Here is a 12,002-nt window from a genome sequence, read left to right as displayed (position 1 = left end):
TTGATGATGGCAAATGTAGGTTAATAATTGATAATATTTTTATTATGACAAAGGAGTTTGTAGATGTTTTAGTAATAGGCGCCGGACCATCCGGATGCGTATCGGCATCGTATCTTCATAAAAACAATGTTAAGGTAAAAGTCGTAGAAAAACAAAAGTTCCCGAGACTTGTTGTTGGTGAAAGCTTAATTCCAAGAGTAATGGATCATTTTGCAGAAGCAGAATTGTTTGACGCTCTTAATTCGATGAACTTTGAAAAAAAACTTGGAGCTCGCTTTATCAGAGGTGAAGAAATCTGTGTTTTTGATTTCAGTAAAAAATTTGGAGAAGGCTGGGACTGGACCTGGCAGATTCCAAGAGCTGATTTTGACAACACAATGGCTCAGGAGGTGATTCGAAAAGGGGTCGATCTGGAATTTGAAACCGAGGTTTTGGAGGTTTCTTTTGAAGGTAAAAATTCGAAAACAATTGTAAAAGATAAAGACGGAAATCTAAAAGAAATCCATGCAAAATTTATTGTCGACTCCAGCGGATATGGACGCGTTTTGCCAAGACTTTTAGATTTGGACACACCTTCAAAATTAGATCCGCACTCATCGATTTTTACGCACGTAAAAGACATTAACAGACCGGAAGGTGAGGAAGGAACGCAGATTTCGTTTGATATTCTTGAAACAGAAGTCTGGCTTTGGGTAATTCCTTTTTCTAACGGAAACACCAGTTTAGGAGTTGTTGGTCCAACAGATTTTATTAATTCGCTATCCGAAAATAAAGATAACGCCGAGGCTTTGAAGAACGCTATTCAGCTATCAGATTATTATATTCAGAGATTTAAAGGGACAGAATTTTTGTTTGAGCCTGTAAAACTGGAAAATTATTCACGGGCAGTAAAAAGAATGTACGGCGATGGTTTTGCCTTAACAGGAAATAGTTCTGAGTTTCTTGATCCTGTTTTTTCATCAGGAGTAGCTTTTGCAACTGAATCCGGAATGCTGGCGGCAAAATTATATTTAAAAGAATCGCAGGGAATTCCTGTAGACTGGGAAGTTGAATTTACACAATATATGAAACGCGGTATTTCGGTATTTACAACTTATGTACAGGAATGGTATACCGGAAACCTGCAGACTTTGTTTTTCCATCAGCCGGAAAATATTGAGGTAAAAGAAAAAATTTGTGCTGTTTTAGCAGGTTATGTCTGGAATGAAGACAATTCGTTTGTCAAGAAACATGACCATGTAATTAAGAACATGGCGTATTTATTAAATATGCAAAAAGAACAAAGCCCTGAATAATCAGGGCTTTTTTATTATTTGAATGCTTTTTTCAGTAAAAGTTTAGATAACGATTTTGCTGTTTTTGCATATCCTTCTCCAATTCTTGATTCATTACTGTAATTATTTCCCCATTGATCTCCGGGAGCTTCTTCACTTGTAATTTCAAGTAAAACATTTGATTTATTTGCCGTTTCAACAAATTTTAAATTTGTAGTCACTTTTGCAGGTTGTTTCATAATTCCTGCATCCCAGCCCGGATAAATCCAAACCGTCTGAACGATTAAAGTGTAAGGTGTACTTAAACCTTCCTGAAAACTTACATCTTTATGTTCTTTAGTCAATACTGTGTTAGCAATTTCTAAAAATTTTGGTGTCCAGATCTGGTCTTTTGCTGCGACCCATCTTTTGTACCAAAGATTTCCATTTCCTTTTGCTTTTTGATCTAAATCAGCTTTGTGTTCTTCTATATATTGTGCTTCAGATTTTTTTTCTTTCATCATAGTGAAGCTGCTATAATCAAATACTGTATTGATTTCTTTTTGATCTTTTAAAAAATCAAAGTTTCCTTTTACTACTTCCATGTCCTGAGCAAAAGCAGTTCCGGAAATAATAAATAAAGCAAAAATTAGTTTTTTCATTTTTTTCTGTTTTGGTTAATTACGACGCTAAAAATAATTAAAATGTTTTGATAAATACTTTTTTCTTGTTAAATTATAATTATGTTTGGATTCATTACTGCATTCCAATATTTCAAATATATTATAAATAAAAATATATACTTACTTTAAGATATTATCAAAATTATCTATTAGTTACTTCAAATATTTCGCCATCATTACTTTCATACTTTATTAAACCGTCTATTTTGTCCCAAAAAAACGTTTTCATATAGTTATTGCCTGAATTATCAGCGTTTATTTTATCTTGAAATAGGTAAGCTGATTTATAGACTTTGCCTGTAGTGGATAACACCACTTTTCGTTTAATTAATCTATCTACGTTTTTAGAAAATTCAAGCCCAAAAATTCTAAAGAATGGTGCAGTCTCATCATCAACGTTACTTTTTATTATTGAAACCTCGCCCTTACAGTAAAATTTATTATGACATATATTGGGCTTTAAATCAATATTTATGCCTTGGTTTTGTGTGTCTCCAATGGTAAGCCATTGGCAATTCTCATTTGTAATAAATTCTGTTTTATCTATAACTTTTACAGTGTCAATGCTTCCTAGGTTACTTTTAAAAATCAAAATGTCTCCTTTTTTATATGGATTTAGCCATTCCTTTTCATTTTTGGTCAAATTTACTTGCTTACAAGTACATGAATATATAGCAAAGCAAATTGTTATTAAAATACATTTTTTCATAATTTTTAGACGTTTGCATTGGTTTATGAGGAACTCTTTGCATATCGAGGACTTTGCGCACTAGTATTAATATTTTTGAATATATTCTATCCAATTACTAGGGTATTTCTTTTTAATTTTTTTTAAAGTCATTTCAGGAATAGGCTCATCAAAATAATTATGGCCTTTATTTTTTAAATATTGAATGATTTGTTTCTTTTGCTTGTATTTGGTTGATTCCAAATCAAAAACACATTGCCTTAAAGCCTTTAAAATATAAATGTTTTGACCTTTTGCATGTTTTGACATCGGTAAATTATAATTGGCTCCTCTCATAATTAAATAAAGTGCAACATCCATTTTTCTAATGTAATTGACAATCCAAGAGGTAAGTCTGTATGGCCTTCATTATAATAATTTAAATCAGCCCCTGCATCAACTAATAATTTAACTTTTTCAAGACTAGTGGAATCATAATAAGAAATAGCAGAGGTCAGTACTGTTTTTCTGGTTTGATCACCTTCTTTTGTTTGAACATTTTCTATTGAATTGGATAAAAGATCAAATCTCAATTTTACAGCTTTATCGACTTCATTTTAATTCGTAATAATTTCTTTTCTATAATCAAAAGAATCTTCAAATCTAGCTAATATCGTATAATCTTTGTTAAGTAATAAACTCTCCTTTTTAGGTTCGAATCCTTTTTCATCATAGTATATTTTATAGACATTTTTATACTCTTTGAAGTTTACTACCCCTTTTGTACAAATGAAAAAAATGTCAAGTTTTCTATCCACAAAAAAGCATGTATCTTTCTTTGTCTTCCTAAAGTATAAATACTTTTCATTGTCATCTTGCACATTTAAAAAAATAAAAAGATCTGATTCTTTCTTATAAAAAACTTGCTTAAAAGCAATGAGTTTTTTCCCTTTTAAATTAGTTGATATATATTTTTCTGTAATCGAATCGTTCTTAAATTCATATTCCCTGAGCGAAAAACCTATTACAGAATCATTTTGAGAACTAATTTTATAATATATTTTTTACTACTATTTGATTTTCTATTTTGCTACAAGAGAAAAAAATAAAGGGGTATAAATATTAAATAAATCCACAATATTATTTTATTCATTTTACTTCTTTTTTTTAGGATTAGTTTCTTGACCCCGTTACCCGCCTGTTAGTGCAGATTTGTAATCTGTGCCCGCCAAGATTATTCTCAATATATCACAAAATTATTCTTATAATAGTTTTTTAAACCTGAATAATTCCTTGCAGGAATAAAATAATAATCTTCTGCTAAATTAACCGTTTATCTCTTTACTAAACATCTTTTAAAAATAAAAAGTACAGTATAAAGCTGTACGTTTTTATTCATTATTGAGTTACTTTGAGGGCACAGATTGCAAATCTGCGCTATCGTTGTCGACATATCCGCGCTATCTTTCAATTGATATAATTCTTTTCAATAATGTCGTAGCAGATATTTTTAGTATTCTTGCGGTGCTTCTTATTCCTAGTCCTTCTTTTATGAACAGCACTATCTCCTGATTGATATCCCTTTTGTAGGCGTTGTAGCTATAGTCAAACTGCTGTCTTCTTTGACAAATACAACATTTATAGCGTTGATTTCCGTTAGATTGAAATCCATTTTTTATGCATTTGCCATTGCAAAAATTACATTTTATTTTCATGACCTTATTTGAAACACTAAGGTAAGGCAAAAGCATTTTAAGGCTTATTTAAAGACAAAAAAAGAAAGAGACGGCCAGCAGGCCGTCTCTTTTTCTATTCAATAAATAAAATTTATATTCTTTTTCAGTAAGTTAAGTGGTTAAATTATAAAAAACACCTAATCTGTAACACTACCCGTTTGAAGTGGCTTTTTTAAATATTAGCAGAGTTCTATATTTAGTTAGATTTATTATCATTTAATAATTGTTCTTTACTTTCTTTATCATATTTTTCAGTAAAAATTTATAACACAAATACCAAAAAATAACAAATGTAATTAATTGGACAATTATCACTGCAGTGTAATATTTACCAGCTATTAGTATTCCAAAACTTAGAATACTCACAGGAAATGTAATTAGCAGTGCTACTAGAACCCAATCTCCATAAAAAGGGGGATATGAACACAAAACAGCTATTGTTCCTAAACCAACATATAATAAGGACACTAATAATGAATTTTTTTTTGCTTTTCTTTTTAAACTTTCCATAATTATTTACTTGATGGTTGATTATTTACTCCTTTATTAGCCACACTATCCCATATTAAAACCGTACCCAATCCTCCATTATAAGGACTACTTAATTGGATTATTGTCTTACCTGCTGAAAATAAGCCTAAACCAACACCTAACAAACCAGCTTGTACTTTTGTTTTTATATCTACTGGTAACGTTAATATTGATAATTCTTGTCCCACGAATCTCCAATCTGCACCTATAGCTTTGGAGTCACCAAAAAGTCCTCCCGCTCCTGCTGTTCCAATATTTGCATACCTTCTGTCGTGTCCGATAGCTGGATATTCTGCAAGACTGGAAGGAACATAAGAAAAATCATCAGCTCCACTATATGTTTTTGGATTATTTCCTCCAGGATAAGTTAAACCTAATAGATTTTGTCCAATTGTTCTAGTATCTAAACCATTGGGAGTTAGGTTTTTTTGAACTCCATGCCAAAAATTACCAAACGACTTTTCATCTTCATAACCCATAATTCCACCGCCTTCTTGTTTATATGTCGTAACCGAAAATTCATCTGCTAAAGTCGAACCATCGCTTAATTTACCTTGTCCACCTTCTGACATCTCTCCCTCAATAAAAGTACTTTGTTGTGCAAATGTAGGAGAATTATTCAAAGCATTATTTTCAAATCCTAAGTAAGACATGTAACGTTTTATGTCCTCTGCTTTATTTGTAGTATATCCACCCGCAGTAGTTTCCCATAATCCACTTGGGTCTATAAATCTAATAGGATTATTAAAGCAATAACGATTAGGTGTTAAGTCATAAGCTAATTCAGCTAATGGGTCAGGATTTTGCATTCTGCCAATTGCAGGGTCATAATTTCTCATACCATAGTCATAAACATTAAGCCCCAGCTCGTCTTGGAGCTCTTTCCCGTTGTACTTATACTTATTCTCAACACCTATTTTTACATTATTATACCCTTCCTGTTTCAAACCAAACGGGTAATAGTTGCTTTCTTCCTTTATGGCAAGTGTCTTGTCATAACTTAGACGGACATTGCCCAGATGGTCTTTGTACTGGTAAACATACTTATAAGAACCCGATACAGGCTCTACATAACCTTCGGCAGTTGGAAAGAATTTCAATACAGCATTATCATACTGATAACCTCCCAGATAGTCTGTTGTTATGGCAGCTTTACCTGTTTCATTTACAATTTTCTGCACTTTCTCTCCCGCAGCATTGTAAATATAAGCAATGTTTCCTGTTGCGGCAAAGGTTATTTTGGCGGGCAGGTTTAACTGGTTATAGGTTATGGACGTGATGTTTTTGTTGTTGTCTTTGATCATGTTCCCATTGGCATCATAACTGTAATCATCAACGGTGTTTGCTGCGCTGTCTGTAAAGCCATACCCTTTGTAGGCTGCAGGTGCGCTGTCTGTAACTTTCATTAATGTGTTGCTGTTATTGTTATTGGCATAATCGTACTTTAAATTATCGATCTGCTGCGTGGTCTCGCTGTTTCCGTTTCGGGTAAGTTTGGCAATATTTCCGTTTTTATCGTAAGTCAGGGTTTCATCGTAAGCATTTAGTACAGTGCCTTTTTTATAAATACCTTCTTTTAATCTGTTAAGATTGTCGTATTTGTAGCCGTAATTTCTTATTATGCCGTTGTCTGAATTGGAGGCCCAGTAAGTTTCAGCAATATTTCCATTGTATAAAGGTTTTACATCCGTAATTCCGGATTGAGCTGTATTATAATTGATCTTAAAGGCAAACAAATCTTTTGGGTCACCGGTTTTGGAAAGTGCATTTATATCGTTATAGCAGTCAGCCATCCGCGGATGTTATACGCATAATTAACATTCTGTGCTGGCGCTGCTTCTGTATTCCCTACTTTTTTAGAAATGAGCTGTCCGAGTTCATCATAACTGTTGCTGGCCATAAGCTCGACAGTACCGGAGTTTATCTGATGGGTTTGTGTAAGCAGCCTGTCCTGGGCAGAATAAGTAAAGACGTCTTTGGTGATAAGCTCGGTATCTGTGCTGAGCCTTTTATGTCTGGTGATACTATATTGTGGTTTGCCTAAAAAGTCCAGTTTACTGTCTGTATACGTATAACCTCCGCAGTACTGGTGGTAAGAACCCTTGTCCAGGAACCCGCCGTCAGGCCTTTTATCTGCCCGGTATTCAGCACAGTCTGTGTTTCTACAGCTGTCGGGACAGCAATGGCGCCGCCGCTTAGAAAAGCATAATTATCATAATAACTTACAGTTAGAAGCTTGAAGGCCTTTGGCTCTACAGCATTGGTATAATAAACGGTAATACCATCGATAGTTATACTGGACTGTCTGCTTTCGTTAATTACAGCTGCACCATTCTGTGAGGTCTGCAGGGTAATCCTTCCGGCTGGGGTTGCAGCAGCGGCTGTTGACCACCCTGTATATACCGGACGGTTAAAAGCATCGTATTTGGTAATAAGCCATCCTGCGGCAGTTAAATCGGAGAAAGGGGAATTGGCAGGGCCTGTTGCCGCAACACGGTCCAGTTTATCATACACAATAAACTCCCATTGCTTACCCGGAAGTTTTTTCTCAGCCAGACGATTTTTAGTATCGTATTTGTACTGATAACATAAATTATCCAGGACACTCTGTGTCCCGTTGTCTATTACAGCACTGAAAGTGCTTCCTGTCTGTGCATTAAACCCCGGCAGCAGACGGATCGAATTGGAGGCCGTCAGCTGGAGTGTGTTTCCGGAGGTGGTTACAGCCGTTGAGGTGATATCTGCCTGCAGTCCCGATGCAGTTCCTATTAAATCAACAGCCTTTGGCGGGATTACATAAGTCAGGTTTCCGTAAATGTCATAGACATAATAAGTATCATGTTTGACCCCGGCATCGTAAGTTCTTTTTAAAACAACCTGCCCTTCTTTATTCTTAAATTCTACTGTTGATCCGGCACTCTCTACAGGACTGGCTGCGGTGTTTTCGTCATAAGTAACGGTTTTGAAAAGCTGTGCAGCAGCATAATACCCGCCGTTTACAAATGAAATGTCATATAGTCCGGAAGCAGCATTCCATGTAGTTGTGGCTGTAAGAAGTTTTACATCATTGGCAATATTGGTCTGGTAATCGAGTTTTATCTCATGTCCTGATCCTGATTTCCAGTCATTTCCAGGAGCAGCTTGTTTCAGGACACGGCTTAGGGGAGAAGATTCGAGTTCTTTTCGGCTGAAAGGATTATTTGTGGCTTCAAGTGCTGGGTTTCCGTTTACCGCCTGGTTAGGGCTTCCGTAATAAGATACCAGTTTTGTTTTGGCGGCAGCATCAAAAGCCATGGCAGAAGTTTCGGCCTTAAAAGGCNTTTCCGTTTACCGCCTGGTTAGGGCTTCCGTAATAAGATACCAGTTTTGTTTTGGCGGCAGCATCAAAAGCCATGGCAGAAGTTTCGGCCTTAAAAGGCAGGTAATCTTCGGCCTGTCTGCCAAAACCATCATATTCCATATGAGTCACGATGTCTTTTCCTGAATGGGACTGCTGCCAGTCAATTTTCTGCACCGGTCTTCCAAGTCCGTCAAAATAGGTTACAGTCTGCGCCGCCTGCTGAATTGTTGGGGCTGTTATTTTTATGGTACTTGGTGTTTTATAAGTAACGGTTTTGATGTAGTTCTCCGTTTGTGTCTGGCTGTTTGCCATAACAGGAAACAAAACCAAAAGGAGTTTTAGGAAATTTTTCATGATGGTTTTGGTTTATGGTTTGTAGTTGTACTGGTTTTCTGAAAGAATATTTCCATTATTGTCTTTTACAAATTCCAGTCTGCCAAAACTGTCATAGCTGTAGGTTGTTGTTTGTCCTTTCGGATCGGTAATGGTGCTTATACCAATCAAAGGAATATGAGTATAAGTTGTGACCATCGCATTAGGAACTGCTGCCCTTAAAGAATTTAAAGCTTTAATTAAATCACTTTCTGTTCCTGTATTCGAAAGATTTTGTAAATTAGAAACGTATGATGAAACTTCAATATATGATGCGTTTTCTATTTTAGCGATAGGCTGTGTTTTATTGTAACCCCAGATTATGGAAACAGGAATTCCACTTTCTAGAGTATACAGAAGAATATTACCTTTGTCATCATATTGATTAAATGTTATTTTTTTATCAGAAGTTACTATTGCAGATATTCCTTTATTAGCATACATATATCTCGGCAGTAATAAACTGCTTGTATTTGCATTTTTTTCGTAACCTGTTTTTTGTTCCGATAGTTTTACTGTGTTTCTGAAATTTTGTGTATTGAGCGGCATTCCAGTCATGTTAGCAGCTATTAGATCAGTTACAAATGGTTCAGTGGCCATTTCAGCATCTTTTGGATAAAAATATTTGGTTTCCAGTGTTTCCTGATTGGAATTACTGGAAGTTTGTGAGGATAATAATGTATGATTAATCCCTCTGTAATTATAATTGATAATGGTACTTACAGGATTTGCACCATTAATATCATAAGTGATTTCCTGAGTAGATTTTAAATAATGCCAAAAACTATAGTTTTTGTATGCCACAATGCTGATATTATCAATGTTGGCCAGATTTGTAATTGTTTTTGGGAGGGTTGCTCCATAACATGGATGCGTTATATATGTAGTCCTGTTGTCATGGCCCGGCGCGATGCATGTATAACCATCTCCAAAAAATATTTCGTTCATTAGTATTTGATGTGTGTGATTTGCAACACAGGACCAATAAGGTGTTTTTTTTGTCAGATCAGCTGTTGTACATTGATATGTAACTGGCGCTGAGGCAATTTTTTCATAATTTTTTCTTGTACTGTATGATATGGCTTGTTTTCTTAAAGCACTTCTTTCTTCATATTCATTTATAGTTTGTTTTACTATTTTAAGATCTTTATTGAAATAGTTTATTTTTTTTAATAAACCATTATCCCAGCCTAAATTAGAAAAAGGAGCACTTCTTACGTCATAAGTACCTATTACAAAACCATCTGCTCCATCACGGTGAACAATAAATTCATGTTCTTCTCCTCCATTTAAAAAGGAATCTGATCCATATGAAATAGTCACATAATTATAAAATACATTTGAACTGCCTGTATCAAATAAAGATGTTAAACTACTTGAAGATAAGTTTAAATAGGTTGCTGAACTTATCACACCAAATTGTCCTGCACCTGGAGATTCTAAAATTTTCTCTACTTTATAGCGGTCTATATAATAAGGATCTTGTCCTTTGTTTCCTGTCGATTTGGTGAGATCGTCTTTTTTAGCATAATAAAATCTTTTTATAACAGGTTCAGCTGACGAAGAAGAATAATCAGAAGTACGCTGTACTCTTATTCCTCCTGTAATAATATTTGCCGGTGTTGTAGTAGGTGGTCCCGGTACATAATTATAGTTTATTGATGATGATGTACAAAACCATTCAGCGGTCAAGGTTATAGTGTAGCTTTGGTTTGCGGCTGCAATAAAATACAGGTTTTTAGCCTCAGAACTTGTATTTGGAGTTATTTGATAAAAATTCATGCTTACAATTGACTTGTTATCAGATCTGTAAAGTGATTCATATCGTTTTGCAGTATCATTGTAAACACTTAGAGTAGCTTTATTTTTTCCAATGTTAAAATTAGAATCTAAGCAATAAAAACTTACTCCTGCTACTAGGGGTACATTTTGTAGAAAAGTGCTGGTAAATGTTGACTGCGAAGTTTTACTGTTTATTTCTTCAGTGGTTACTGCACTAATGGATTTATAAATCGGAGTTTGCGGAATACTTCGAATGCCATAATAGTCATTAGGTTCGTAATCAAATAAAGTATATCCTTTGGTTGGATAAATGATTTTTGTTAGTAAGCCAATTTTCGCAAAATTTTCATTAGGTTCTTTATCTGCTCCATTATAATTTACAGATTCAAGTTCATAAGCTGTAAGTTTAGGTACAATATTGACATTATTTTTACCATTATAATAACCCCAATGATCCTGGCTTAATGATAATCTTTTAGGAAAACTCTCTTTGCTAAGATATTCAAATTGATAACTTTGATTAAGATCTTTAAATTGAATTTTATCTAAAAAAACTCTTTTATTAGCCGTTGTAGTATATGTAAAATTGATGCGGTCAATTTCTGCTGCACTTCTATCCTTTATCGTGATCTGAGATATTTTGTTATTGCCGGACGTTACATCTGCACTTGAGGCAGATAAATAAGTAAATGCAACTTCCCCATAAACAGAATTAGTACTTTTTATTGACCTTATTGCTTTCCCGGCTAAATTTATTGTATGGTCAGAAATGGAACTTAAACCGCCTGTGGGGTATTCAAGATTACCCGCCTCATCATATTGTATACGAGGATAAAGCATTCTGTAAGTCTGTGACTGTGAAGCTGTGTAGGAGGAAACAGCATTATCATAACTAAACAGTATCTCATCTCCTTTAGGATGTACAATGCGGCTTAAATACCAGGATGTAACGCTTATATTTGGGATAGAATGACCACTTCCCAAAACCCTTTGCGTAGTGATTTCCTGATTGTCAAAATAATATTTGACTCCATCAGGTGTTGTAACTACAAAATTTATACTTTCTGAGGTTAGTGTATATTCAATTTTTAATTCCTGAGCAGGTATTAAATTGATGCCGCCCTCATTATTGAAAATAAATTTGCCTGAATATTTTCCAAAATTAAAACTAAAGATATCGGCCTCTGTGTCAACATCATTTTCTCCAATATATTGATAAAAATCTAACGCAGGTGGTGAATAACGGCCCATTTCTTCAGTTATGGAAATAGGGATAGGATATTGGCCTCTTTCTTCGTCTGGTTTATCTCTTACCATTCTTGTAATAACTCCTCCGAAGCTTAAATTCCAGCTTTGTCCAACATTTGATGAAATTTCATCAACTTTAATTCCATTAGAACTGTAAAACATAGTAATCGGGACTTCCAGATTGGCAGTTTTATAAGTATAAAGAGGTATGTTGATGTTTTGCGAACCAGTAAATAAACCAACTGGTGTATTTCCATAGTTGCCCAAACCATAGGCCGTAGGAGAAGGAGGTATCATATTAGGAACGTATTTAGCCGGATCATTTTCAGATATTTGTGCATTTAGTGAAAATACTATAAAAAACAGTGGACAAATAAATACTGAAAACAT

11 protein-coding genes are annotated in these 12,002 nt (G+C 34.6%); 1 reads left to right on the top strand and 10 read right to left on the bottom strand.

Going from position 1 to position 12,002, the window contains the following annotated elements; all coding sequences use genetic code 11:
• Positions 1-44 precede the first annotated feature (44 nt).
• Positions 45-1,295, top strand: a complete 1,251-nt coding sequence (locus ASE21_RS06455) for an NAD(P)/FAD-dependent oxidoreductase (protein WP_057121784.1) — start codon at positions 45-47, stop codon at positions 1,293-1,295.
• A gap of 14 nt (positions 1,296-1,309) precedes the next feature.
• Here the strand turns inward: ASE21_RS06455 and ASE21_RS06450 are convergent, their stop codons facing one another.
• The 10 genes from ASE21_RS06450 to ASE21_RS06405 form a co-directional block, all read right to left on the bottom strand.
• Positions 1,310-1,915 carry a hypothetical protein gene (locus ASE21_RS06450; protein WP_057121783.1) on the bottom strand — a complete coding sequence of 202 codons (606 nt, stop codon included), beginning with the start codon at positions 1,913-1,915 and terminating at the stop codon, positions 1,310-1,312.
• Between the two features lie 163 nt (positions 1,916-2,078).
• Positions 2,079-2,645: a hypothetical protein gene (locus ASE21_RS06445; protein ID WP_128414662.1), complete on the bottom strand. Its 567-nt coding sequence runs from the start codon at positions 2,643-2,645 to the stop codon at positions 2,079-2,081.
• A gap of 66 nt (positions 2,646-2,711) precedes the next feature.
• On the bottom strand, positions 2,712-2,984 hold the full coding sequence (locus ASE21_RS06440; protein ID WP_057121781.1) for a hypothetical protein: 273 nt from the start codon (positions 2,982-2,984) through the stop codon (positions 2,712-2,714).
• Complete coding sequence (locus tag ASE21_RS06435) at positions 2,963-3,196, bottom strand: hypothetical protein (protein WP_057121780.1); 234 nt, start codon at positions 3,194-3,196, stop codon at positions 2,963-2,965. The genes ASE21_RS06440 and ASE21_RS06435 overlap by 22 nt, the downstream gene beginning before the upstream one ends.
• An 867-nt stretch (positions 3,197-4,063) precedes the next feature.
• Positions 4,064-4,318, bottom strand: a complete 255-nt coding sequence (locus ASE21_RS21555; protein ID WP_410503558.1) for an IS1-like element transposase — start codon at positions 4,316-4,318, stop codon at positions 4,064-4,066.
• A 533-nt stretch (positions 4,319-4,851) separates the two neighbouring features.
• Positions 4,852-6,663 (bottom strand): RHS repeat domain-containing protein, encoded by a 1,812-nt coding sequence (locus tag ASE21_RS21550; protein ID WP_057121774.1) that lies wholly within the window; start codon positions 6,661-6,663, stop codon positions 4,852-4,854.
• On the bottom strand, positions 6,639-6,770 hold the full coding sequence (locus tag ASE21_RS22385; protein ID WP_262487401.1) for a hypothetical protein: 132 nt from the start codon (positions 6,768-6,770) through the stop codon (positions 6,639-6,641). Before ASE21_RS22385 ends, ASE21_RS21550 begins: the two co-directional genes overlap by 25 nt.
• A gap of 140 nt (positions 6,771-6,910) precedes the next feature.
• Complete coding sequence (locus ASE21_RS22225; RefSeq protein WP_057121772.1) at positions 6,911-8,164, bottom strand: 3-coathanger stack domain-containing protein; 1,254 nt, start codon at positions 8,162-8,164, stop codon at positions 6,911-6,913.
• Between the two features lie 26 nt (positions 8,165-8,190).
• Positions 8,191-8,522 (bottom strand): DUF6443 domain-containing protein (locus ASE21_RS22220; protein ID WP_242410241.1); only part of this gene is annotated, 332 nt, incomplete at its 3' end.
• A gap of 54 nt (positions 8,523-8,576) precedes the next feature.
• Positions 8,577-12,002 carry an RHS repeat domain-containing protein gene (locus ASE21_RS06405; protein ID WP_242410234.1) on the bottom strand — a complete coding sequence of 1,142 codons (3,426 nt, stop codon included), beginning with the start codon at positions 12,000-12,002 and terminating at the stop codon, positions 8,577-8,579.

The sequence above is a fragment of the Flavobacterium sp. Root901 genome, assembly GCF_001429765.1.
In the GTDB taxonomy this organism is placed as follows: domain Bacteria; phylum Bacteroidota; class Bacteroidia; order Flavobacteriales; family Flavobacteriaceae; genus Flavobacterium.
Note: the sequence above shows the minus strand (reverse complement) of the source record. Positions and strands in the feature narration are given on the sequence as shown.

Excerpts from the sequence above, each read along its gene's own strand:
- ASE21_RS06455 (WP_057121784.1), top strand. The coding sequence starts at position 45 with ATGACAAAGGAGTTTGTAGATGTTTTAGTAATAGGCGCCGGACCATCC.
- ASE21_RS06450 (WP_057121783.1), bottom strand. The coding sequence starts at position 1,915 with ATGAAAAAACTAATTTTTGCTTTATTTATTATTTCCGGAACTGCTTTT.
- ASE21_RS06445 (WP_128414662.1), bottom strand. The coding sequence starts at position 2,645 with ATGAAAAAATGTATTTTAATAACAATTTGCTTTGCTATATATTCATGT.
- ASE21_RS06440 (WP_057121781.1), bottom strand. The coding sequence starts at position 2,984 with ATGGATGTTGCACTTTATTTAATTATGAGAGGAGCCAATTATAATTTA.
- ASE21_RS21555 (WP_410503558.1), bottom strand. The coding sequence starts at position 4,318 with ATGAAAATAAAATGTAATTTTTGCAATGGCAAATGCATAAAAAATGGA.
- ASE21_RS21550 (WP_057121774.1), bottom strand. The coding sequence starts at position 6,663 with ATGGCTGACTGCTATAACGATATAAATGCACTTTCCAAAACCGGTGAC.
- ASE21_RS22385 (WP_262487401.1), bottom strand. The coding sequence starts at position 6,770 with ATGGCCAGCAACAGTTATGATGAACTCGGACAGCTCATTTCTAAAAAA.
- ASE21_RS22225 (WP_057121772.1), bottom strand. The coding sequence starts at position 8,164 with ATGGCTTTTGATGCTGCCGCCAAAACAAAACTGGTATCTTATTACGGA.
- ASE21_RS06405 (WP_242410234.1), bottom strand. The coding sequence starts at position 12,002 with ATGTTTTCAGTATTTATTTGTCCACTGTTTTTTATAGTATTTTCACTA.